Below are 23,931 nucleotides of genomic sequence, written 5' to 3'. Positions count from 1 at the left end.
AGCGGGCCCCGACGACGCAGCCCGAGGAGTACCCGTGCCCCTGTCCTCCCGTCCCCGACTGGTCCTGGTCACCGCGGCCGCCGCCGCGCTCACCCTGGCCGCCTGCACCAGCCGCGAAGAGACCGCCGCCCCCCAGGCCGCAGGCAGCGGCCCCGCCGCCTCGGCCGCCTCGGCGGCGCCGGCGAGCGGCGGCTGCACGCTCGCGCAGACCGGCTACCCCAAGGTCGACCCGAAGACGGCGGTGATCGGCTTTTCGCAGTCCGAGAAGGAGGCCAACCCGTTCCGGACCGCCGAGACGCAGTCGATCCGCGACGAGGCCGCCAAGCTCGGCATCCCGGGCGACCACCTGCTCACGACCAACGCGCAGAGCGACCTGAACAAGCAGATCAGCGACATCAAATCGCTGCTGGACCGGGGTGCGCAGCTGCTCATCGTCGCGCCGCTGAACTCCGACGGCCTGCAGCCCGCCCTCGACGCGGCGAAGGCGAAGAAGGTCCCGGTCGTGACCATCGATCGCAAGGTGACCTCGCAGCCCTGCACCGACTACCTGACGTTCATCGGCTCCGACTTCGTGCAGCAGGGCAAGCGCGCCGCGCAGGAGATGGCGCGGGTCACCGGCGGCAGCGGCAAGGTCGCGATCCTGCTCGGCTCGTCCGGCAACAACGTCACCACCGACCGCACCCAGGGCTTCAAGGACGAGCTGGCCAAGACGCCGGGCCTGTCCGTCGTGGCCGAGCAGACCGGCGACTTCGACCGCTCGAAGGGCCAGTCGGTGATGGAGCAGCTGATCCAGAGCCACCCGGACCTGACCGCCGTGTACGCGGAGAACGACGAGATGGGCATCGGCGCGGTCAACGCGCTGCGCACCGCGGGCAAGAACCCGGGCAAGGACGTCAAGGTCGTCTCCGTCGACGGCACGCGCAACGCCGTGCAGCTCATCGCCGACGGCAGCTACAACGCCGTCATCGAGTCCAACCCGCGGTTCGGGCCGCTGGCGTTCCAGACGCTGCAGCAGTTCGCCGACGGTCAGCCGATCCCGTCGAGCATCGTGATCAGCGACGACTCCTACGACGAGACGAACGCGGCCCAGAAGGTCGGGAACTCCTACTGATGACCGCCGTGACCGATCCCGGCACCTCGCGGACGACGGCACCGGTGCTCGAGGTGACCGGGGTCAGCAAGCGCTTCCCCGGCACCCTCGCGCTCGACGACGTCAGCTTCGCGCTGCGCCCCGGCGAGGTGCACGCGCTGGTGGGCGAGAACGGTGCCGGCAAGTCGACGCTGATCAAGGTGCTCACCGGCGTGTACCAGCCGGACTCGGGCGAGGTCCGCCACCTCGGCCACACCGTGGCGTTCCGGCGTCCAGCCGAGGCCCAGCAGGCGGGGATCTCCACGATCTACCAGGAGGTCAACCTCGTCCCGCTGATGAGCATCGCGGGCAACGTGTTCCTCGGCCGGGAGCCGCGCACCCGCGCCGGGCTGGTGGACTGGCGGCGGATGAACGCCGAGGCCCGGGCGCTGCTCGCGGACTACGGCATCACCGACGACGTCCGCCGCCCCCTGCACACCCTGGGCGTGGGCGCGCAGCAGATGGTCGCGCTGGCGCGCGCGGTGTCCACCGACGCAAAGGTCGTCATCATGGACGAGCCGACGTCGTCGCTGGAGCCGCGCGAGGTCGAGAAGCTGTTCGAGGTGCTGGCCCGGCTGCACGCGCAGGGCATCGCGATCCTCTACGTCAGTCACCGAATGGACGAGCTGTACCGGGTGTGCGACCGTGTCACGGTGCTGCGTGACGGGAGGGTGGTCCACAGTGGACCGCTGGCGGAGCTGCCCCGACTGGAACTGGTGTCGCTCATGCTCGGCCGGGAGATCGGCAAGATCCGCGAAGAGGGCGTCACGGCCTTCGGCGAGGAGCACGAGGTCGAGCGGGAACCGGTGCTGCGTGCGGAGAAGCTGCGGGGCGTCCGCAAGCTGCGGGACGTCTCGCTGACCATCCGTCCGGGTGAAGTCCTCGGGCTCGCCGGGCTGCTCGGCTCGGGCCGCAGCGAGACGGCGCGCGCTCTCGTCGGCGCGTTCCCCCTCGACGGCGGCACCGTGGTCGTGGCCGGGAAACCGTTGAAGCGGGGCAGGGTCCCGGCGGCGATGCGGGCCGGGGTCGCGCTGCTCGCCGAGGACCGCAAGACCGACGGCATCATCCCGAACCTGTCGGTGCGCGAGAACATCGCGCTCGCCGCGCTGCCGCGTCTGTCGCCGTTCGGGCTCGTGTCGAAGTCCAAACAGGACCGGATCGTGCGGGTGTTCATGGAACGGTTGCGCATCAAGGCGTCCAGCCCCGACCAGAAGGTCGCCGAGCTGTCCGGCGGCAACCAGCAGAAGGTGCTGCTCGCCCGCTGGCTGGCGACCGGGCCGCGGGTCCTGCTGCTGGACGAGCCCACGCGTGGTATCGACGTCGGGGCCAAGGCCGAGGTGCAGGCGCTGATCGACGAGCTCGCGCGGGAGGGGCTGGGCGTGCTGCTGATCTCGTCCGAGCTGGAGGAGCTCGTCGACGGGGCCGACCGGGTGCTGGTGCTCTCGGACGGCGCCGTGGCGGAGGAGCTGACGGGCGAGGACATCACGGAGGAGAAGGTGCTCGCCGCGATCGCCAGGGGAGGTCACGATGGCTAGCGCCACGCTCGCCGCGCCCACGCGGGCGCGCACGGCCGCCTGGCTGCAGAACTACGGCGTGTACGTCGCGGTCGTCGCGCTCGTGGTGTTCAACGTCGTGTTCACCGAGAACTTCGTGTCCGCGGCCAACTTCCGCACCCAGCTCGTGCAGGCCGCGCCCGTGTGCATCGTCGCGCTGGGCATGGCGCTGGTGATCGGGACCGAGGGGATCGACCTGTCGGTCGGCTCGGTCATGTCGATCGCGGCCGCGTTGATCCCGCTCTACCTCGGGGCGGGCCCGCTCGTGGCCGTGCTGGTCGCGGTCGTGGCGGGGATCGTGTCGGGGCTGTTCAGCGGGGTGCTCGTGGCGTACCTGGGCATCCAGCCGATCATCGCGACACTCGCGCTGCTGGTCGGCGGCCGCGGGCTGGCGCTCGTGGTCGCGCACGGCCAGCTGGTGCAGCTGCACAACCGGGACTTCCTGGCGCTGGGCACGGGGGATGTGCTCGGCATCCCGGTGATGGTGCTGGTCGCCGCCGTCGTCGCGGTGCTCGCCGGACTGCTCGTGCAGCGCACGACGTTCGGCAGGCAGCTCGTCGCGGTCGGCGGGAACCGGGCGGCGAGCACGCTCGCCGGGCTGCCGGTGCGGCGGGTGCTGGTCGGGGTGTACGTCGTCTCGGGTGCGCTCGCGGCGCTCGCCGGGGTGCTGTCCACCGCGCGGCTGGGCGCGAGCGACCCCAACGACCTGGGGTTGCTGATGGAGCTGTCCGCGATCACCGCCGTCGTCGTCGGCGGGACCCCGCTGACCGGCGGGCGGGTGCGGGTGCTGGGCACCGTGTTCGGGGCGCTGCTGATGCAGCTCGTGCACGCCACGCTGATCAAGCACAACCTGCCGGATTCGACCGCGCAGATGGTGCAGGCGGCGATCATCGTCGTCGCGGTGTACGTCGCGCGAGAGCGGAGCAGCCGATGATCGCCCTGTCCCCGCGCAACGCGGCGTTCGCGGGAGTGCTGCAGCGCCAGGGCGCCGCGGTGGTGCTCGTGCTCGGTGTCGTGATCTCGTGGTTCGCGTTCCCGCGCTTCGGGTCGGCGGACAACCTGCGGGACCTCGCGCTGCAGAGCTCGTTCCTCGCGGTGATCGCGCTCGGCATGACGTTCGTGATCATCTCCGGTGGCATCGACCTGTCGGTGGGTTCGGTGTACGCGCTCGGCGGGGTGCTGGCGGCGTACGGCAGCCGGTACGGGCTCGTGGTGGCGATCCTGCTGCCGCTCGTGGTGTGCTCGCTGATCGGGCTCGTCAACGGCGTGCTTATCGCCCGGACCGGGATGGCGCCGTTCATCGTGACGCTGGCGTCCCTGTTGTTCGCGCGAGGGTTGTTGCTGGCCATCACGAACGAAGGCGCGACGACGTACAAAGTGGACGCCGGGTCCCCGTTCCTCGCGCTGGGGCAGGGCGAGATCCTCGGCGTGGGGACGCCGGTGTGGATCGCGCTGGTGCTGTTCGCGCTCGGCGGGGTCCTGTTGCGGCGCACGAGGTTCGGCCAGGCGGTGTTCGCACTCGGCGGGGCCGAGCAGTCGGCGGTCCTCATGGGACTGCCGGTGGCGCGCACGAAGATCACGCTGTACACGCTCAGCGGGGGACTGGCCGGGGTGGCGGGCCTGCTCACGGCCGCGTACCTGCAGTCCGGCGTCACGGTGCTGGGCGTGGGCACCGAGCTCGACGCGATCTCGGTCGTCGTCATCGGCGGCACACTGCTCACCGGCGGCGCGGGCACGATCGTCGGCACGCTCGTCGGCGTGCTGCTGCGCACGCTGATCCAGAACGTGATCAACCAGGTCGGCACGCTCGATTCGAACTACCAGACCGTGGTGAGCGGCGCGTTCCTGCTCGTCGTGGTCGTCATCCAGCGGCTCCTCGCCCGGCGCCGCTCCTGAGGTCTCCTGCACGTCAATTGGAGGAGGTACCGTAACGATGTCCCGTCCCCGCTGGGCGGCGCTGGCGGCCGCTGTGGCCGCCGCCGTTCTCGGCCTCGCGGTTCCCGCCGCGAACGCCGCGCCCACCCCGCAATGGCAAAGACTCACGCCCCCGCTGTCCACGCCCTGGACGAACCAGGTCTCGCCGACGAACGCGCTGCCCGAGTACCCGCGTCCGCAGCTGACGCGGGACCGCTGGCAGAACCTCAACGGCGTCTGGGAGTTCGCCAAGGCCAACCCCGGCGAAGCCCCGCCGGTCGGCCGGAGCCTGGCGGAACGCATCCTCGTCCCGTACCCCGTCGAGTCCGCGCTGTCCGGCATCATGCGGCACGAGACCCAGATGTGGTACCGCCGCAGCTTCCAGGTGCCGCGTGACTGGCAGGTCGGCCGCGGCCAGCGCCTGCTGCTGCACTTCCAGGCCGTGGACTACGACGCGACCATCATCGTCAACGGCCGCACCGTCGCCCGGCACACCGGCGGCTACGACGCGTTCACCGTGGACGTCACCGACGCCCTCACCACGAACCGCGACCAGGAGCTCGTCGTCGGCGTCACCGACCCCAACGACCAGGGCGGCCAGCCGCTGGGCAAGCAGCGCACCCCCGGCGACGGCATCTTCTACACGCCCACCTCCGGGATCTGGCAGACCGTGTGGATGGAGCCGGTCGCCCCGGCGCACATCGACCGCCTCGACGTCACGCCCGACGTCGCGTCCAGCTCGGTCACCGTCAACGCGATCGTCGGCGGGCCGGTGCGGCAGCGCGTGGAAGCCACGGCGTACGACCACGGGCGGGTCGTCGGGCACGTGAGCGGCGACGCGAACAAGCCCCTCAAGCTGACCCTCCGCAACCCGCACCTGTGGTCGCCCGACGACCCGTTCCTCTACGACCTCAAGGTGCGCGTGACCGGCGGCGACGAGGTGGGCTCGTACTTCGGCATGCGCTCGATCAGCGTCGGCAAGACCCCCGACGGCAAGCAGCGGATGCTGCTCAACGGCAAGTTCGTCATGCAGATCGGCCCGCTGGACCAGGGTTTCTGGCCCGACGGCATCTACACCGCGCCCACCGACGCCGCGCTGAAGTTCGACCTGGAGCAGGAGAAGGCGCTCGGCTTCAACATGGTGCGCAAGCACATCAAGGTCGAGCCCGACCGCTGGTACTACTACGCCGACAAGCTCGGGTTGCTGGTGTGGCAGGACATGCCCGCGATGAAGGACGACATCGAGCCGACCCCGGCCTCGCGCGCGAACTTCGAGTCCGAGCTGCACCGCATGATCGACCAGCACCGCAGCTTCCCGTCGATCGTCACCTGGGTGCCGTTCAACGAGGGCTGGGGCGACTACGACGTGGGCCGCATCGCCGACCAGGTCAAGGCGTGGGACCCGACACGGCTCGTCGACGCCGAGTCCGGCGTCAACTGCTGCCGGTCCGAACCGGACAGCGGCCGCGGTGACCTCTACGACGACCACACCTACACCGGGCCGGGCACCCCGATGCAGACCGGCAGCCGCGCGGCGGTGGACGGCGAGTACGGCGGGCTGGGGCTCAAGGTCGCCGGGCACGAGTTCGACCCGGCGGGCAGCTTCGCCTACGAGATGGAACCGGACAGCGCGACCCTGACCCGCCGTTACGGCGAGTTGCAGCAGCGCCTGCTCCTCGTCGCCCAGCGGTGTGGCGTGTCGGCCGGTGTGTACACGCAGACAACGGACGTCGAGAAGGAGGTCAACGGGTTCTTCACCTACGACCGGCAGGTGCGCAAGATGGACTTCGCGGCCGTGCGGGCGGCGAACCTCGCCGTCATCAAGGGCGCGACGGGGCAGCCGGCGGCCGGGCCGCAGATCCCGGCGGGCACGCCGGGGATCGACGGCATCGCCGCGTACCCGTTCGACGAGAACGCCGGCACGGTCGCGCAGGACGTCGTCGGTGACCACGACGCGACGCTCGTCGGCGGGGCTTCGTGGACGGCGGGCAAGAGCGGATCCGCCTTGGCCACCAACGGTTCCGGCCAGTACGCCGACACCGGTGCCGCGTTGCTGAACACCGAAGGCAGCTACAGCGTGGCGGCGTGGGTGAAGTTCAACGCGGTCGGCGACGGCTTCCAGACCGTGGTGAGCCAGGACGGCGGCAGCAACAGCGCCTTCTACCTGCAGTACTCGGGCGCCGACCACAAGCTGGCGTTCAGCTTCGTCGGCACGCGGGCGCTGGCCCCCGTCACGCCGGAGCCGAACCGCTGGTACCACCTGGTGGGCGTGCGGGACGCGGCTTCGGGCACGCTCAAGCTCTACGTCGACGGCCAGCAGGCGGCGACGAAGAGCGTGTGCCTCGGTGACGCCTCCACGGGCCACACGGTGATCGGGCGCGGGCAGTACGGCGGCAACCCGGTCGACTACCTCAACGGGGCGGTGGACCAGGTGCACGTGTACGACCGCGCGCTGTCCGACGCGGACGTGGCCGCGTTGTACGGCAGCGGCAAGTAGTTCCCTCCCGACGGTGGCCGCGCCCCAGGCGCGGCCACCGTCGCATTTCACCTGATCGGGGCGGGAGCGGGGGGTGCTCGCGCGGGTATTCCTCCTCGGAGGAGGAGGGAGTTCCCGATGAGCACGGACAGCTACGTGGCGTTCCTGGTGGTCGGCATCCTGATGGCGGTGATCGACGGCCAGATCATCTACCGCAGCGGCAGCGGCTACCTGGACCAGGAGGGCAACGACCCCGAGGCGGCGTCGGCGATGACGGTGCTGATCACCGCGTTGTTCCACCTCGCGGTGCTCGGCGCGCTCGCGCTGATCTCGACGATCCACTTCCCCGGCGGGGACGCGCTGCCGGGCATCATGGGCAGGCTCGGTGTCTACCTGCTGACGCTCGCGGTCGCGCACGCGATCACGCTCGGCGTGCTCGCTCGGCGGCGCGAGGAGCGGGTCGTCGAGGACTGGAACACACGCACGGCCATGGTCAACGGCACGGGTGTGGTGCCGGACCCGCGGGCGCGGGAGTCGGAGGTGGACGCCGAACTCCGCGAACCGACGACGACGCCGGTGCCGGGGCAGGAGGGCCGCCTGCCGAAGGTCAGCCCCAACCTGGAGCACCGCGGCCCGTACTCGACGGGGCAGTAGAAAACGGTGCGGCACCGCGGGAAGCGGTGCCGCACCGGGCCGTCACACGACGACCGGGAAACCGTTGAACCAGCCGCCGATGCAGGTCAGGTGCGCGCCCTCATCACTGGAGATCAGCGTCCCGCCCCCACCCACGCACATGTCCACCGACACCGACGTCGGGTCGGCCGAAGCCGTCCCCGTCAGGCCCAGCAGGGTTCCGGCGGCCAGGGCGAAAGCGGCCACCGCTGTCGTGATCCTTCGCATTGCCTTACCTCCCTTGCTTTTCCGGTACCCCCGCGGGATACCCGGCTTTAGCCGCAAGGGAAAACCAGCGCAAGTCGAGTCCATCGCACCGGATGACCCCCACTGGAGCACCAGATCCGGCCTCAGTCCGCGCCGTCCAGCTGCCACCCGTCGGGCAGGCCCGTCACCTTCGCCGTTTCGCGGTCGGCCTCCACGTGCACGGTCACCCCGCCCAGGCGCAGGTCGGTGAGGCTCAGCCGACCCCACTGCGCGGGCAGGTGCGGCCGCACCGTCAGCTTCCGTTGCGGCACATGCGGTTCCAGGCCCAGGAACGAGCGCACGAGCAACAGCGGGGCCGCGCTGGCCCACGCCTGCGGCGAGCACGACGTCGGGTACGGGATGGGCGGGCTGAACTCCGTCCGGGAGAAGCCGCAGAACAGTTCCGGCAACCGCCCGCCGAACGACGCCGCCGCGTCGAGCAGCCCGGTCGCGAGGCGCTGGGCGAGGTCGACCGCGCCCGGCAGGTGCGCGTAGCGGAGCAGCCCGGCGACGGCGATCGCGGTGTCGTGCGGCCACACGGACCCGTTGTGGTAGCTCATCGGGTTGTAGGCACCCATCGCCGACGACAGGGTGCGCAACCCGAACCCACTGTCCATTTCGGACCCGGAAAGCCGCTCGACCAGCACCGCCGCGTGCTCGTCGGTCGCGATGCCGGACCACAGGCAGTGCGCGCTGTTGCTGGTCAGCGAGTCCACCGGCTGCTTGCGCCCGTCGAGCGCGACGGCGTACCAGCCCTTGTCGGGCAACCAGAACGTCTCCGCGAACCGCGCCCGCAGGGTCTCGGCCCGCTCGCGGCACCGCCCGGCGGTCGCCGGATCGTTGAACGCCTCCGCGAGTTCCGCGCGCGCGAGCCACGCCGCGTAGGCGTAGCCCTGCACCTCGCACAGCGCGATCGGCGTCGTCGCCAGACGGCCGGCCGCGTCGTTGATCCCGTCGAAGCTGTCCTTCCAGCCCTGGTTGAGCAGGCCGCGGTCGGTGGCGCGCCGGTACTCCACGAACCCGTCGCCGTCGCGGTCGCCGTACCGTTCCAGCCAAGTCAGGGCCGCGTCCGCCGCGGGCAGCAGCGCGCGCACGCCGGTTTCGTCGGCGCCCCAGCGCCAGCACTCCGCGAGCAGCATCACGAACAACGGCGTCGCGTCGACCGTGCCGTAGTAGTGGCTGCCGCCGAGCACCTGGTCGCTGTCCGGGCCCAGCCGCAGCTCGTGCAGGATCCGCCCCGGCTCCTTCTCGGTGAGCGGGTCGACGCGGCGGCCCTGCAGCTCCGCGAGCGTCTCCAGGGTGCCCAGCGCGAGGCCGACGTCGAGCGGCAGCGCCATCCACGCGGTCAGCAGGCTGTCGCGGCCGAACAACGTCATGAACCACGGCGCGCCCGCCGCGACGAACGGGCGGCCGTCCTGCGCGCTGTCGTGGATCTGCAGCGCGCCGAGGTCGCTTTCGGTGCGGTGCAACACTTGTGTGAGCACCGCGTGCTCGGCGGTGACGGCGGTGCTCACGTCCCGCCAGGCGCGGATCTTGCGCGCGGGCCCGCTGCTCTCCACCTCCTCGCCGCGGTCGAACTGCGGTCGGACGCGGCGGTTGCCGACGGTCGGCTGCACGACGATCTCGGTGGACCACTCGCCGCGGGCGGGCACGATGACGCGCCAGTTCAGCACCCCGGGGGCGGCGAGCGGATCGGCGGTCGCGCTCACCGACAGCCCCCGCGAGCCGTCGTCGCGGTCCCGCAGCAGCAGTTCCGAACCGGCGACCGTGGCGTCCGCGCCGCCGTGCGCCGGGCGGCCCTCCTTGACCGCGAACAGGTCGGAGAAGTCCGCGTCGACGTGCAGGGTCAGCGTCGCCACGGTGTTCTCGCGGCCCAGGTTCCGCAGGGTGATCGTCTCGCGCAGGCCGTCGCCGACGAGCCGCTCGCGCACCAGCAGCAGGGTGCTGTCCGCCTGTCCCGGCTTGGGGTTGCGGCGCAGCACGAACTGCGCCGCGAACGCCTCGGGCGACTGCACCGAAAGCGGGTGCGGCGTCTGCCCGTCCAGGCGCAGCTCCCAGCGCGAGAGCAGCCGGGCGTCGCGGAAGAACAGCCCGTGTGACGTCCCGGGGCGGATGTCCCCGCTGGTGTCGGACAGGCAGAACGTACTGCCCTCGACCAGGGTGACGGTCCCGCCCGCGGCGGTCACCGGCACCGGCTCGCCGGAGTTGAAGGCCTCGGGGGTCATGCCCGGTCTCCGGAGGCCTGCAGGGCGCCGTCGTCCTCCAGCCGGTCGTAGGCGCGGTCGAGCGCCGAGTCGAGCCCGGCGTAGTCGCGGCGCAGCGTGCTGACCTCGATGGCCCGCCGGTACGCGCGCTCGTAGCCCGCGCCGAGCCCGGCCACGTCGAAGTGCGCGGCGACGTGGGCGCGGCAGGCGGCCGGGTCGAGGTGCCGGACGTCCTCCAGCGCCTGCACCAGCTCGGCCGGGTCGTCACGGATCAGCCCGGTCACCCCGTCGACGACGACCTCGGGCACGGCACCCGAGCGCAACGCGACGACCGGGGTGCCGCAGGCCATCGCCTCGATCATCACCATGCCGAACGGCTCCTCCCACTGGATCGGGAACAGCAGGCAGCGCGCGTTCGCCAGCAGCTCGCGCTTGGCGGTGGCGTCGGCGACGCCGAACACGTGGTCGGAGTCCGTCAGCCGCGGCTCGACCTCGCGCTCGAAGTACTCCTTCTCGATCGGCTCGGCGCACTTGCCCGCCAGCACGAGGCGCAACCCGGCGGCGTGTGCGGCCTCCAGCGCCAGGTGCGGGGCCTTGTCCGGGTGGAACCGGCCGAGGAACAGCGCGTAGTCGTCCTTTTCGGACCGGAACGGCCAGTCCGCGAGACGTAGTGCATTGTGGACGGTCACGGTCCAGTTGAGGCCGGGTGCCAGCTCGCGCTGGCGGTCGCTGATCGCGACGAGGTGCACGTCGTCGCCCAGCTCGCGGTAGTAGCGCTCCATGTCGGGGCCGACGGGCCCGTGCACGGTGACGACGGTGGGCACGCCGTACGCGGGGGCGTTGAGCGGCCCGGCGAGCGTGTGGTCGTGCACGACGTCCAGCCCCTCGGTTTCGGCCAGCCGCCGGACGGCGCGGCGCGCGGCGGCCGCGTGCATGACCTCCGGGTAGGGCTCGCCCAGCAGCTCGGGCACCGTGCGGTCCCACACCGGCACGAAGCGGGCGGAGGTCCCGGGCCGCCCGGCCCCGATGAGGGTGACCGAGTGCCCGCGGGCGACGAGGGCGTCGGCGAGGTCGGCCACCACCGCCTCGACCCCGCCGTACGCCCGGGGCGGAACGTCGAAGTAGGGCGGGACGACCATGGCCACGCGCAGCGGGCCGGTGCCGTCAGCCGCCGGGCGCACGGCGGTGTGCGGAACAGATCGGGCTTTCCACGCAGGGCGGTGCGTGCTGCTCAAGCTGCCTCCTCGAACCCTCTTCAGTTAGCACTCTCCTCTTAAGAGTGCTAACTCAGGACCGACGGGGACGGCAAGCGCCTGATGGGGGAGATCTGCGTCACACCACGCAGCTGGGGCCGGTGGACGAGTTCGACCGGATCACCGGCGCGGACTTCACCGGGGGAGATGACCCGCAGAGAGGCGCCGGGCCGGGCAGCGAGGGTGAACTCCGCGAGCCACCCGTCACGCCGCAGCCAGCCTTGGAAGGTGGCGCACGGGATGCGCGGACCGGACATCTCCAGCACCAGGTCTGCACCCACGTGCCAGAAGTCCAGCTGCCCCCACGCCAGGAGCCGCGCGGGGGCCCGGCCACCGGTTTTCGCCCTCACCCCCGGATTTCGTTCAGGTAGTTGTAGATCGTGTAGCGGGTGACCTTCAGTTCGGCCGCGAGGAAGTCCACCGCGTCCTTGATCAGGAAGAACCCGGCTTCGTCGAGTTCGCGGACCACCGCCGCCTTGTGCCGCTTCTTCATCAGCTCCACCGGGATGCCCGTGCTGCCCACCGCCCGGTCCACCAGGAACCGTTGCAGGCTGTCCACGTCGGGCGGGAACGTCTCCTGCCGCGTGGTGCTCCCGGCGGCCGTCGCGGGCAGTTCGCTGTTCACGCACAGGCAGCCGATCGCGACGCCCTCCGCGTCCCGCAGGAAGATCGTCGACGACCGGATCGGCCTGCCGTCGGGACCGTGCGTCTCGTAGTTGGTCAGGTCCTGCGTCGTGCCGCGGCGGACCAGGCCCAGCAGCAGATCCGTCATCGGACCGCCCGGCGTGCGGCCCGTCAGCGTGCCCGCCACCGCGACGATCGAGTTCGGCAGCTTGCTCAGGTCGTGCAGCACGACCTCGTTGCCCGGCCCCAGCATCGCCGCCAGCCCCGGCACCGCGGGCACCAGCGCGGTCAGCACCGACTCCGCCTCCGCCGTGGTTTCCACCGCGACGGTCGTGCTCGTCCGCGGCCGGCCCGCCAGCGCCGAGCGCAGCAGTTCGGCCGCGGCGGGCGGGGTCGACGCGTGCGGCGACAACCGGACGTGCTCGACGCGGACCGTCGCCGCGATGCCCTCCGCCGCCAGCACCGCGCCCACCTGCTCGGCGGGCCGCTCCGGCAGGGCGAACGCGAGGATCCCCGCCCGGCGGCCGGTGGCGGACACGATGTCCGCGCCCAGCGACCGCAGCGTCTCCTCCAGTTCCCCGACGCGCTCGGCGATCCGCCCTTCGATCGCCGCGACCCCGGTCTCCTCGACCAGTTCCAGCGCGGCCGCGAAGGCACCCGACGTTACCGGGCTCAGGTTGCTGATCGACCAGTTCGCCGCCGTGTCCGCGGGCGGGTGCACCTCGTTGTCGAACAGCCCGGCGTCGTGCGCCCCCGTCCAGCCGGACAGCGTCGGCTGGAGCCGGTCGAGCGCGCGGTCCGACAACACGGCGAACCCCGTTCCCCAGCCCGCGCGCAGCCACTTCTGGCCACCCACCACGAGCACGTCGGCGGCCTCCCACGGCGCGTCGATCACGCCGAAGCCCTGGATGCCGTCCACGACGAGCAGCCGGTCGCCGACCACCTCGCGCAGCGCGGCCAGGTCCGCGCGGTAACCCGTGCGGAAGTCCACCGCGCTCACGGAGACGAGCGTGGTTTCGCCGGTCAGCTCGGCGGCGACCGCGTCCGGCGTGACGTAGCTGTCCGGCGGCGTCATCCGCCGCACGCGCAGGCGTCCGGCCTGCTCGGCCCGCACCCACGGGTAGGTGTTGGCGGGGAACTCCGCCGCCGACACCAGCACCTCGCCGGACGCGGCGAACGCCGCCTGGAACAGGCCCTGGCTGGTGTTGGGCACGAGCACGACGTGGTCGGTGTCGGTGCCGCACAACCGCGCCACGGCGGCCTTCGCGCGCACCTCCTGGCGCATCAGCTCGTCCACAGTGGACGGACCGGCCTTCGCGGCCTGTTCGGTCAGGCGGGCGGTGGTGTCCAGCACGGCGTGCGACGGCGGGCCGAACCGGGCGAAGTCCAGGTAGCCGGCGGGCTCGTCGAACTGCAGCAGGTACCGCGGTGAGATCCGGCCCATCAGAGGATGCGCGCCAGGAACTGGCGGGTCCGCTCGTGCTTCGGGTCGACCAGCACCTCGCCGGGCGGCCCCGTTTCCACGACGGCCCCGTCGGCCATGAACACGACCTCGTCGGCCACCTCGCGGGCGAAGCCCATCTCGTGCGTCACGACCACCATTGTCATCCCCTCCGCCGCCAGCGCGGTCATCACCTCCAGCACCTCGCCGACCAGCTCGGGGTCCAGCGCCGAGGTCGGCTCGTCGAACAGCATCAGCTTCGGTTTCATCGCCAGCGAGCGCGCGATCGCCACCCGCTGCTGCTGGCCACCCGACAACTGCTCCGGGTAGGCGTCGGCGCGGTGCGCGAGGCCGACCCGGTCCAGCAGCTCCAGCGCGGTCTTCCTGGCCTCGGCCTGGCTCACGCCCCGCACCCGCACCGGGCCCTCGATGACGTTTTCGAGCACGCTGCGGTGCGCGAACAGGTTGAACCGCTGGAACACCATGCCGATGTCCCGGCGCTGCCGGGCCACCTCGCGTTCCCGCAGCTCGTGCAGTTTCCCCTTGTGCAGGCGGAACCCGATGGGCTCGCCGTCGACCCACACCTGGCCGCCGTCGATCGTCTCCAGGTGGTTGATGCAGCGCAGGAACGTGCTCTTGCCCGCTCCGGACGGGCCGAGCAGGCACACGACCTGTCCTTTGCGGACGGACAGGTCGATGCCGCGGAGCACCTCGGTGCCGCCGAAGTGCTTGCGCACGCCCACGGCGCGCAGCAGTGGCTCGCTCATGTCAGGCCCTCCGCAACGGCATCGCCCGCAGCGCGCGGCCCACGCGCGACCACGGCCCGGACGCGGCACCCGCCCGGTCGGCGGCGCCGAAGGCGCGTTCGAGGTAGTGCTGACCGATGCTCGCCACGGTGACGACGACCATGTACCAGATCGCCGCGGCCAGCAGCGTCTCCATCACGAGCAGGTTGTTCGAGGAGATGTTGTTGGCCGCGTGGATCAGTTCCGTCACGCCGATCACCGACGCCATCGACGTGCCCTTGAGCATGTTGATGAAGTCGTTGCCGGTGGGCGGGATGATCACGCGCATCGCCTGCGGCAGCACCACGCGGCGCAGCGTCATCGCGGGCGACATGCCGATCGACTTCGCTGCCTCCGTCTGTCCTTTGTCGACGCTGTTCAGCCCGGCCCGCACGATCTCGGCCATGTAAGCGCTTTCGTTGAGCGCCAGGCCGAGCAGGGCGGCGACGAACGCGCTGATCACGACGTTGGTCGGCTCGTGCACGAGGTAGCCGCCGAAGGGCAGCGGGATCGAGATGAACTCGAACACCAGCGCCAGGTTGAACCACAGCAGGATCTGCAGCAGCACCGGCAGCCCGCGGAACAGCCACACGTAGACGGCGGCGACGACGCGCGCGACCGGGTTGGCCGAGCGGCGCATCAGCGCGACCACGATGCCGATGACGATCGCGACGGCCTGCGAGATCACCGCGAGCAGCACGGTGTTGAGCAGGCCGACCGCCATCACGCGGTACCACAGGAAGTCCGGGACGGTGTCGTACTGGATCTTCGCCTGCGCCAGCAGGACGCCGAGGCCGGCCAGCAGCGCCAGGATGACCACGGCGCTGACCCAGCGGCCCCAGTGCCGCAGCCGGACGATCGGCAGCTCGGCCTTGGGCGGGGACTGGACGTCAGCTGCCGGCATTGACCGTCACCTTCGTCAGCGCGCCCTGCTTGATGCCCCAGGCGTCGAGGATCTTCGTGTACGTGCCGTCCTGGAGCAGCGCGGTCAGGGCGTTCGCGACGGCGTCGCGCAGCTGCGGGTTGTTCTTGTTGACGCCGATGCCGTAGGGGCCGCCGTTGATCGGCTCACCGGGGACGACCTCGAAGAACTGGCCGTTGCCCGCGTTCTTCGAGACGTAGGCGGCGGTGGGCAGGTCGTTGAGGATCGCGTTGACGCGGCCGGTGCGCAGCTGATTCTGGTTCTGCGAGTCGCTGTCGGTGGCCGTCACCGTCACCGCCGGCTTGCCCGCCTGCGTGCACTTCGTGCTCTGCTCGGCGGCGAAGGTCTGGTGGCTGGTGCCCTGCACGACGGCCACCGTCTTGCCGCACAGCGAGTCCGCGCCGGTGATGCCGTCCGGGTTGCCCTTGCGCACCATGATCGTGATGCCGGAGGTGAAGTAGTCGACGAAGTCGATCTGCTGCTCGCGGGCCTTGGTGTCGTTCATCCCGGCCATCGTCAGGTCGAGGCGGCCGGAGGCGAGGCTGGTGATCAGCGAGCCGAACGGCATGTCGCTGTAGTGCACGGTCAGGCCCAGCTTGGCGGCGATGGCCTTGGCGATGTCCACCTCGAAGCCGACCGGCGTCTTGCCGTCGGAGGCGTAGAAGTTGTTCGGCGCGGACTGCAGGTTGGACCCGACGTTGAGCGAGCCCGCCTGCGTGAGCTGCGGCGGGAGGGCCGCCGCGAGCTGGGCGTCCTTGGTGACCGACTGGACGATCGCGGCGGTGTCCGGGACCCCGCTGGAGGTGCCGCTGTCCGTGCTGCCGCCGCCGGCGCCGTCGGGACCACCGCCGCAGGCGGCCGTGGTCAGCAGGCAACCGGCGATGAGTGCGCCCCAGCGCACGAGACGAGACCTGGCCGACATCGCTTACTCCTCGCTGAAAAGGGGGGCACCGGTGCACGGCGCCACACGGTTGAGGGAGGACGTTACAACGCGCTGTTGAAGAGGTCAACGAGGAGTTGAAGTTTCGCTGCCCGGCTGCCGCGCCCCAGGGGTGCCTCCACCCCGGTGGCCACGGGGTCCGAAAACGCTCGAATTCCCGCACGGTATTCCTGTGAGGAATTGCGGTATTTCCGAAACGGCATTGGGATCGTCCGCATTCCGGCTGTTAACCTGAGATCGCCGCCCCGGTGGGCGGTAACCGGGCACCGGAGCCCGGATCTGCCGAATCGAGGTTCCATGAGCACTGACGCGAATACCGCGTCCGATTTCGCTGCGCGCGGCCGTTTCCACGCACTTCTCGATGAACACGCCCGAAACCGCCCGGACCGTTCCCAGCGGATCCTCCTCCGCGGGGGATCCGTGTTGTCGATGGACAGCGCGGTGGGCGACTTCGCCACGGGTGACGTCCTGATCGCCGGTGACCGGATCGCGGAGGTCGGCGCCTCGATCTCCGCGCCGGACGCCGTGGTCGTCGACGCGAGCGGCCACATCGTCCTGCCGGGCTTCTGCGATCCGCACATCCACTGCTGGGAAGGGGCGCTCGGCCGGATCATCCCGGAGAACATCCCGCAGTCCACTGAGGACGCCATTGGCGGGGCACCCGAATCCGGCCGCAGCTACATGTACGCGGCCCATCGCCTGTTCGCGCCCGCCTTCCGGCCGGAGGACGTCCACGCGGGCACCCTGAGCAGCCTGCTGGCCGCGCTCAACGGCGGCATCACCACCGTCGTGGACAACATGCACAACGCCCGCTCGCCCGAGCACTCGGACGCGGCGGTCGAGGCGCTGTTCGAGTCGGGGGTGCGGGGTGTGCACGCGATGGGCCGCCCGCGCGCCGGAGACTGGGCGGGGACCTTCCCGGCGGACGCCCGGCGCCTGCGGGACAAGTATTTTCCCGGCGACGACCAGTTGTGCACGATGCGTCTGTACGCGCCGGGATTCGACGACCTCACCGAACTCCTCCCCGTTCGCGAGGAGCTCGATTTGTGGTTTTCCTTCGACAGCGGAATCGAAAAGCAGGACCTCGCCGCGCTGTACGGAAACGGGTCGTTCGACGGGCGGGAAGCGATCAACCACGGCAACTTCCTGTCGCCGGAACAACGGCGGATCGTCGTGGACCACGGCGCCCACGTCAACGTCTGCCCCCGGATCGAATCGCAGTTCCGCTACGGCCGGATCCCCTACCGCGAGTGGGTCGAGCAGGGGCTGCGGCCCGGCCTGAGCAACGACAACCCGATGACCTACGCGATCGACATGTTCGCCGAGATGCGGGCGCTCCACCAGCTGCAGCGGGTCGACCAGCACCGCTCCGGAACACCGGCGGCGTCGCTGCGGGAGATCCTGCTCTCCGCGACGCAGCAGGGCGCGAACAACTGCGGTGTCGGCGACCTGGCCGGCTCGCTGACGCCGGGCAAGAAGGCCGACATCATCCTGATCGACACCGTCCGGCCCCACCTGTTCCCCCGGAACAACGTCCTCGCCTCGGTGGTCCAGGGCGCCGGGGTGGACTCCGTGGACGCCGTCCTGGTCGACGGCCGCTTCGTGAAGTGGGAGGGGCGGCTGCTCGGCGTCGACCTGGAGCGGGCCCTGCGCCGCATACAGGAGTCACACGACCACCTGACCGCCGCCGTCGGCTGGCCCTACGCCTCCATCGATTTCGAGGACTAAGGATGGTCTTGCCATGACGCAGGCACCTTCGCCCGAAGCGGTCCGGCGGGCCAGGCGGAACGTCCGCCTCGGCTCGCTGGGCGCGGCACTCGAGTACTACGACTTCGTCGCCTACCTCTACGTCGCCACCCTGATCGGCCGGGCGTTCTTCCCGGCGGACCTGTCGCCGACGATGAGGCTCGTCCAGACCCTCGCCATCTACTCGACCGGGCTGCTGGTCCGGCCGGTGGCCGGCATCCTCATCGCGCGGGTGGCCGACCGGGTGGGCCGGAAACGGCTGTTCATCTTCACCGTCGCGGTGATGTCGGTGTCCACCCTGCTGATCGGCGTCCTGCCCACGTACGACCAGGTGGGCTGGCCTGCCCCGGTGCTGCTCCTGCTGCTGAGGCTCGCCCAGGGCTGTGCGGTCGGCGGCGAGGTCCCGGCCGCCGCGGTCTTCGTCAGCGAACACGCCCCGCCAGGGGGAGTGGCGCGGGCGGGCGCGTTCCAGCAGATGACGGCGTACAGCGGTTTCCTGCTCGGCGCGGGGGCCGGGTTCCTCTCCGGGCTGGTGGTGACGCACCTGGCCCCGGGCACCCCGTCGCTCGGCTGGCGCCTCCCCTTCCTCCTCGGCGGTCTCCTCGGGTTCGTGTCGCTCTACCTGCGCCGCCGGCTCGACGAGACGCCCGAGTTCGTCCGCGAGCGAGCGCAGGGCACGCCACGCCCGGCGGCGCCGATCCGGGCGGTGCTCCGGAACCACCGCCCGGCCGTGTTGTTCGCCGTCCTCGTCGCGATCGCGCTGACGCTGGTGAACGTCACGTACTTCAACTACTGGCCGACCTACCTGCAGAGCGCACTCGGCTACTCAGCGACGGCGGCGCTGGCGGCCAGCCTGCTGACGATCGCGGGCGCGATGGCGGCGATGCCGCTGTGGGGCCGCTTCGCGGACCGGTACGGGTGGCGCCGGATGCTGCTGTGGGCCGGCCTGTCGGCCGCGGCGACCACCGCGGTGCTGCTGGTCGTCCTGCCCGGGCTGCCGGCCGGATCCGCACTGGCGGTGTGGCTCCAGCTGCCCGCGGCGATGACGGCGGCCGGGCTGCCGGCCGCCGTGCCGAGCCTCGTCTCGGCGATCTTCCCGACCGAGGTGCGGCAGACGGGCTACTCGGTGCCCTACAACATCGTCATCGCGCTCCTCGGCGGCTTCCTGAACCTGATCCTGGTGTGGCTGGTGGCGACCGTCGGCACCGGCGCCCCGATGTACGTCGTGCTCGCCGCGTGCGCGCTGACCGTCGCCGCCGCCCTCGTCGTCGGAGGGCTCCGCACCTACCTCGGCCGGGGTGCCCGGCCCGAACGGAAACTGGAGGAGGACAACCTTGAAATGGGTCAGCTATGACGCCGGCGACGGGGTCCGTACAGGGGTGATCGACGGGGAGTCCGTGCGCGGGCTCGCGGCCGGGACCACCCTGGAGGCGCTGCTGGAAAGCGGGAACCTCGCCGAAGCCGGGGAAGACGCCCGCCGCGCGCCCGCGGAGGTCCGCGGCCTGGCGGAGGTCACCCTGCTCGCCCCGTTGCGCCGCCCGCAGTCGGTGCGGGACGGCGTGGGCTTCCTCGAGCACCTCCGCAACTGCTACCGCGTGCTCGGCAGGGACGGCGCGCTGGACCCGGCGTGGTCGCACAGCCCGGCGTTCTACTTCGCCAACCGGGACGCGATCGTCGGCCCGTACGAGGACGTCCCGGTCGCTCCGGGATCGGCGATGTTCGACCTGGAGCTGGAGGTCGGGGCGGTGCTCGGCCGCGGTGGCCGGGACCTGCACCCGGACCGGGCGGAGGAGCACATCGCCGGCTACACGCTCTTCAACGACTGGACCGCCAGGGACCACCAGCTCGTGGACCTGGCGCAGGGCATCGGCCAGGCGAAGGGGAAGGACTGCGCGATCACGCTCGGGCCCGCACTGGTCACGGTCGACGAACTGGAGCCGTACCGCCGGGACGGGAGGCTCGCCATCACGCTGTCGGCGACCGTCAACGGCGAGGAGCTGACCCGCGGCAGCCTCGACCAAATGGACTGGACCTTTGGTGAGCTCCTCGCGTACGCGTCACGCGGGACCGATCTCCTGCCCGGTGCGGTGATCGGGTCCGGCACCGTGCCACGCGGCTGCCTGCTCGAACACGTCGACACCCCGGCACTGGCGGACTTCACCGGCTGGCTGCGGCCGGGTGACGTGGTGAGCCTGTGTGGCGAGGGGCTGGGGGAGACCCGGCAGACCGTGACGGAGGGGACGGGTGTCCTCCCGCTGCGCCCGGCCGGGGTGGTCCGATGACGTTCCGCTTCCGCCGGGTCGTGACCGGCCACTCCGCCGACGGGAAGGCCGTGCTCCGTTCGGACGAGGTGGTCACCTCGGAGCCGCGTCTGCCCGGCTACGAGGCACGGGTGTTCTGGTGCACGGGCCGGTTCCCCGCGAGCAACGACGAAGAGGGCTTCGACGACGGTGCCCCCGGCCCGAAGGGCTCCCGGGTGCTGTTCCGGATGGCGGAGTTCGCGCCGGGGGAACCGCAGCGGCCGAACATGCACCGCACCGAGACGCAGGACGTCGCGGTGGTGCTGTCCGGGCAGCTCGACATGGTCCTCGACAGCGGTGAGGTGGTCGAACGGCTCGAAGCCGGCGACGTGCTGGTCCAGCGGGGCACCTCGCACTCCTGGGTCCCGCGCGGCGAGGAGCCGGTCCGGGTCCTGTTCGTGCTGATGGACGCGCTGCCGGTGCGGATCGGCGACACCGTCCTGCGCGAGGACCTGTCGGTGTTCGGCGGGCAGCTGTCACCCATGCCGCCGGACTGACCGGTCACGTGGTCAGCCTGGGCGGCGGAACTCGGCGAGCCGGCTCCGGACCAGCTCCACGACGGACCGGACGGCGGGCGAGAGCCGCCGTCCCGCCCGGGTCGCGGCGACGAGTTCCCGTTCCAGGACAGGGGAAAACCCCACCGCAGACAGGGCACCGCTTTCGAGGTCCGCGCGGAGGAACGTGTACGGCAGCACCGAGCAGTATTCGCCGCGCAGCACGAGATCCCGCACCAGGTGGAGGGAGTCGATCCCGGATCCGCCCTGCCGCGCGAGGGACGCGAACTCCGGCCTGCCGGCCAGGAGTTCGCGGAATCCGGGTGTCAGCGCGAGCCGTCGCGACCGCACCGCGTCCGGGGTCGCGTGTTCGCCGATGCCGGCGAGCGCGGCCGGCGTCCCGGCGAGCAGCATCTCGTCCGATCCGACGTCCACGAGCGACAACTGCCGGGTCGCGTACGAGGACAGCGTGAAGACGCCGAGGTAGAGCCGGTCTTCCGCCAGCCAGTCCGCGAGGAACATGGGCAGCGCCTCGACGATTTCCAGCTTGGTGTGCGGGAACCCGGCGGCGAACCGCTGTTCCAGGTGCCCGGCCAGCGCGGGCACCAGGGAGGGGGAGAGGCCGAGCCGGACCGTCCCGGCGGGCGCCGCGGCCGCTTCCCGGACAGCGGGGCCGATGTCGTCGACGTAGCCGAGGAGCGTGGCGGCCAGCTCGTCGAGACGGCTGCCCGCGGGAGTCGGCCGGACGCCCTCGGGCAGCCGCACCAGCAGGTCCACGCCCAGCTCGCGTTCGAGCGCCTTGATCTGCTTGCTCAGCGCGGGCTGGCCGATGTGCAGCTTTAGTGCGGCCCGGCTGAAGCTGCCCTCCCGCACGATGACCGTGAAGTACTGGATCTGCCGGAGTTCCATCCCGCCACCTCCGGTTCGCACTCTGGTGCCCCGGCCCACTGTCGCATTCGGACAACGAGGGTGTCCAGAGCGCGGCGTGAGCCGGGACGCAGGGTGCGGCGGAGGCGCCGGGCCGGGTCGCTTGAGGCGCGGGACGGGCTGCGGGCGATCCTCGATGAGCTGGTGGGCCTGGCGCCGCCGCGGTCGCCCCACCCGGCGGGTCGTCTCCGGCGGCATCCCTCGTCTGCCAGGGGCGCTGAGTGGACCACCCTCCATCGAGGGCGGTCCACTCAGCGCCTGGTGCCGGGTTCAGCCGAGGATCTCGGGCCTCACCCACTCCTGGCCGAGGACGTGGTGGGCCAGGAAGGCCAGCACCGTGCTGTACCAGACCTTGACGTGGTTCGGCGTCAGGATCCAGTGGTTCTCGTCCGGGAAGTACAGGAACTTGTGCGGGGTGGAGCCGTCGGGTGCCGTCGAGCGGGACACCAGGTCCCACCACAGGCGCAGCCCCTCGCCGATCGGGACGCGGTAGTCCTTGTCCCCGTGGATGACGAGCATCGGCGTGCTGATGCGGTCCGCGAGCGCGTGGGGCGAGTTCCGGGCCGCCGACTCCGGGCTCATCTCCCGCGCTATGTAGTACGCGCCGTCCGTCGTCGGGCCGAACTGGTCCATCGCCCACACCGAAGCGTGCGTCACGATCGCCTTGAACCGGTCGGTGTGGCCGGCCACCCAGTTCGCCATGTACCCACCGTACGAACCACCCATCGCGGCCGTGCGGGACTCGTCGATGTCGGCACGCTCGACGGTCGCGTCCGTGATCGTCATCAGGTCGGTGTACGGCGCGCCGCCCCAGTCACCCCAGCCGCGCTGGACGAAGTCGAGGCCGTACCCCACGGAAATCGCCGGGTCGGGCAACAGGACCGCGTAACCCCGCGCGACCGCGAGCCACGGGTTCCACCGCCACTGCCAGGCGTTCCACGACCCGATCGGACCACCGTGGATCCACAGCAGCAGCGGCGCGGGCTGCTCCGCCGACGCCCCTTCCGGCAGCGCGAGCCACGCCCGCAGCGGTGCCCCGTCCGCCGCGGTCGCCGTGACCTCCTCGACGTGCCCCGGCAGCGCCACCTCGGGCACCGGGCCCGGCAGCGGCTCGACGACACCGCCGTCGAGCGCGATCCGGTACGGCGCGGGTGGACTGTCCACAAAGGACCGCAGCGCGTACACCCACTGCCCGTCGGGGGAGATCTGCACGTCGGTGAACGCGCCGCGGTCCGTCAGCCGCGTCACCTCGCCGGACGTCGCGTCCACGCGCCACAACGGTGCGTTGCCCTGGTCGTCCGCGATGACGACGAGCGCGCTGCCGTCCGGCAGCCACCGCGCCCCGCCCGGCCAGCGGTCCCACGACGCCGTCAGCGCCCGGGGCTGACCGCCGTCCACGGGCAGCAACGCCAGCCAGCTGTCGCCGATCTTCGTCGCCTGGGACCGCTCGGTCACGATCACCGCGAGCTGCGAGCCGTCCGGCGAGAACCGGGGCGTGCTGTACTCCAGTTCGGGGTCGTCGGCCAGCACGCGCCGCTCCCCGCTCGCCACATCGATGGCCACGAGCGTTTCCCGCTGCGACCCACCGGGCTCGGCGACCTGCCAGATCGTGGCGACCGTGCGGCCGTCGGGCGAGATGTCCCAGCTGACCTCGAAGTCGAGCGCGCGGCCGACGTGCCCCGTGATGTCCCGCAGCTCCTCGCCGGGCTGCCCGGCCAGCAGCCGGGGCCGCGCCGGGCCGAGGTCGTGGTCCCAGTACCGGACCGGGTACTCCTCGTGGAGGATCGCGGAAACCTTGCCCTCCTTGCGTTCGGCACGCAGCTTCCGGTCCTGCTCGGCGTCCGCCGCCGAGGGCAGCATGGCCGTACCCGCCAGGACCGTGCCCGCCTCACGGGCGACGGCAACGCCCTGCACACCACCAGGCGGCGAGGCGAGCCGCTCCGGTTCGCCGCCACCCGCGGGCAGCCGCCACAGCGAAGGCGGGGTGTCCTCCTCCTCGGCGTCGGGCAGCGGGCGCGACGACACGAACAGCAGGTCGCCCTCCGGCGTGAACACCGCGCCGGACTCACCCTCCTTGCTGCGCGTCAGCCGCCGGGCGGGGCGCTCGCCGGTGGGATCGACCTCCCACAACGCGGAGACGTACCTGGTCTTCTTGGCGTCGAGCGTGGACACGCCCACCACCAGGCGCCGCCCGTCGGGCGAGAGGGCGAGCCCGGCGGCGCGGGGGAGCGCGACGTAGCCATCGAGGTCGGCGAAGGGGTCGTCGGAAGTCACCCAGCCTTCCTACCACCTACCCCCGACACTC

Annotated in this window: 20 protein-coding genes; 10 read left to right on the top strand and 10 right to left on the bottom strand. The window is 71.5% G+C overall.

Features of this window, described 5'->3' with window-relative positions; translation table 11 throughout:
• Positions 1–34: 34 nt before the first annotated feature.
• The 6 genes from BMZ92_RS08970 (at position 35) to BMZ92_RS08945 (ending at position 7,726) form a co-directional block, all read left to right on the top strand.
• A complete protein-coding gene (locus tag BMZ92_RS08970) occupies positions 35–1,111 on the top strand; it encodes an ABC transporter substrate-binding protein (protein ID WP_091505298.1) in 1,077 nt (358 codons plus the stop codon).
• A complete protein-coding gene (locus tag BMZ92_RS08965; RefSeq protein ID WP_091505297.1) occupies positions 1,111–2,664 on the top strand; it encodes a sugar ABC transporter ATP-binding protein in 1,554 nt (517 codons plus the stop codon). The genes BMZ92_RS08970 and BMZ92_RS08965 overlap by 1 nt, the downstream gene beginning before the upstream one ends.
• On the top strand, positions 2,657–3,616 hold the full coding sequence (locus tag BMZ92_RS08960; RefSeq protein WP_091505296.1) for an ABC transporter permease: 960 nt from the start codon (positions 2,657–2,659) through the stop codon (positions 3,614–3,616). The genes BMZ92_RS08965 and BMZ92_RS08960 overlap by 8 nt, the downstream gene beginning before the upstream one ends.
• Positions 3,613–4,578, top strand: coding sequence for an ABC transporter permease (locus tag BMZ92_RS08955; protein ID WP_091505295.1), 966 nt, complete (start codon positions 3,613–3,615; stop codon positions 4,576–4,578). The genes BMZ92_RS08960 and BMZ92_RS08955 overlap by 4 nt, the downstream gene beginning before the upstream one ends.
• Before the next feature lie 37 nt (positions 4,579–4,615).
• On the top strand, positions 4,616–7,093 hold the full coding sequence (locus BMZ92_RS08950; protein WP_091505294.1) for a LamG-like jellyroll fold domain-containing protein: 2,478 nt from the start codon (positions 4,616–4,618) through the stop codon (positions 7,091–7,093).
• Positions 7,094–7,210: 117 nt separating this feature from the next.
• Positions 7,211–7,726 (top strand): hypothetical protein, encoded by a 516-nt coding sequence (locus BMZ92_RS08945; protein ID WP_091505293.1) that lies wholly within the window; start codon positions 7,211–7,213, stop codon positions 7,724–7,726.
• Positions 7,727–7,768: 42 nt separating this feature from the next.
• Here the strand turns inward: BMZ92_RS08945 and BMZ92_RS08940 are convergent, their stop codons facing one another.
• The 8 genes from BMZ92_RS08940 to BMZ92_RS08905 form a co-directional block, all read right to left on the bottom strand.
• Positions 7,769–7,951, bottom strand: coding sequence for a hypothetical protein (locus BMZ92_RS08940; protein ID WP_091505292.1), 183 nt, complete (start codon positions 7,949–7,951; stop codon positions 7,769–7,771).
• A 143-nt stretch (positions 7,952–8,094) separates the two neighbouring features.
• Positions 8,095–10,215, bottom strand: a complete 2,121-nt coding sequence (locus tag BMZ92_RS08935) for an amylo-alpha-1,6-glucosidase (protein ID WP_091505291.1) — start codon at positions 10,213–10,215, stop codon at positions 8,095–8,097.
• Complete coding sequence (locus BMZ92_RS08930) at positions 10,212–11,333, bottom strand: glycosyltransferase family 4 protein (protein WP_091505614.1); 1,122 nt, start codon at positions 11,331–11,333, stop codon at positions 10,212–10,214. Before BMZ92_RS08930 ends, BMZ92_RS08935 begins: the two co-directional genes overlap by 4 nt.
• Positions 11,334–11,476: 143 nt before the next feature.
• Entirely contained in the window at positions 11,477–11,797 is a 321-nt protein-coding gene (locus BMZ92_RS37805) for an MOSC domain-containing protein (RefSeq protein WP_218153423.1), read from the bottom strand.
• Entirely contained in the window at positions 11,794–13,515 is a 1,722-nt protein-coding gene (locus BMZ92_RS08920) for an aminotransferase class V-fold PLP-dependent enzyme (protein WP_091505290.1), read from the bottom strand. Before BMZ92_RS08920 ends, BMZ92_RS37805 begins: the two co-directional genes overlap by 4 nt.
• Positions 13,515–14,279 carry an amino acid ABC transporter ATP-binding protein gene (locus tag BMZ92_RS08915; RefSeq protein WP_091505289.1) on the bottom strand — a complete coding sequence of 255 codons (765 nt, stop codon included), beginning with the start codon at positions 14,277–14,279 and terminating at the stop codon, positions 13,515–13,517. The genes BMZ92_RS08920 and BMZ92_RS08915 overlap by 1 nt, the downstream gene beginning before the upstream one ends.
• A gap of 1 nt (position 14,280) precedes the next feature.
• Complete coding sequence (locus BMZ92_RS08910) at positions 14,281–15,201, bottom strand: amino acid ABC transporter permease (RefSeq protein ID WP_091505288.1); 921 nt, start codon at positions 15,199–15,201, stop codon at positions 14,281–14,283.
• Positions 15,188–16,141 (bottom strand): ABC transporter substrate-binding protein, encoded by a 954-nt coding sequence (locus BMZ92_RS08905; RefSeq protein ID WP_091505287.1) that lies wholly within the window; start codon positions 16,139–16,141, stop codon positions 15,188–15,190. The genes BMZ92_RS08910 and BMZ92_RS08905 overlap by 14 nt, the downstream gene beginning before the upstream one ends.
• Positions 16,142–16,588: 447 nt before the next feature.
• On the opposite strand from BMZ92_RS08905, the gene BMZ92_RS08900 reads away from it, so the two are divergent.
• Genes BMZ92_RS08900 through BMZ92_RS08885 form a run of 4 tightly spaced genes read left to right on the top strand, consistent with a single transcriptional unit; the run spans position 16,589 to position 20,702 of the window.
• Positions 16,589–17,887 (top strand): amidohydrolase family protein, encoded by a 1,299-nt coding sequence (locus BMZ92_RS08900; RefSeq protein WP_177228606.1) that lies wholly within the window; start codon positions 16,589–16,591, stop codon positions 17,885–17,887.
• Between the two features lie 13 nt (positions 17,888–17,900).
• Positions 17,901–19,259, top strand: coding sequence for an MFS transporter (locus BMZ92_RS08895; RefSeq protein ID WP_091505285.1), 1,359 nt, complete (start codon positions 17,901–17,903; stop codon positions 19,257–19,259).
• Entirely contained in the window at positions 19,240–20,187 is a 948-nt protein-coding gene (locus BMZ92_RS08890) for a fumarylacetoacetate hydrolase family protein (protein ID WP_091505284.1), read from the top strand. The genes BMZ92_RS08895 and BMZ92_RS08890 overlap by 20 nt, the downstream gene beginning before the upstream one ends.
• The gene (locus tag BMZ92_RS08885; protein WP_091505283.1) at positions 20,184–20,702 is read left to right on the top strand and encodes a cupin domain-containing protein; all 519 of its coding nucleotides are present in this window, start codon (positions 20,184–20,186) and stop codon (positions 20,700–20,702) included. Before BMZ92_RS08890 ends, BMZ92_RS08885 begins: the two co-directional genes overlap by 4 nt.
• 12 nt (positions 20,703–20,714) lie before the next feature.
• Here the strand turns inward: BMZ92_RS08885 and BMZ92_RS08880 are convergent, their stop codons facing one another.
• Entirely contained in the window at positions 20,715–21,608 is an 894-nt protein-coding gene (locus BMZ92_RS08880; protein WP_177228605.1) for a LysR family transcriptional regulator, read from the bottom strand.
• A 288-nt stretch (positions 21,609–21,896) separates the two neighbouring features.
• The gene (locus BMZ92_RS08875) at positions 21,897–23,900 is read right to left on the bottom strand and encodes a S9 family peptidase (RefSeq protein ID WP_091505281.1); all 2,004 of its coding nucleotides are present in this window, start codon (positions 23,898–23,900) and stop codon (positions 21,897–21,899) included.
• Between the last annotated feature and the right edge of the window lie 31 nt (positions 23,901–23,931).

Origin of the sequence: Amycolatopsis sacchari (assembly GCF_900114035.1) — a bacterium.
Taxonomy (GTDB): Bacteria; Actinomycetota; Actinomycetes; order Mycobacteriales; family Pseudonocardiaceae; genus Amycolatopsis_E; species Amycolatopsis_E sacchari.
This window is presented reverse-complemented; position numbering and strand designations above follow the sequence as displayed.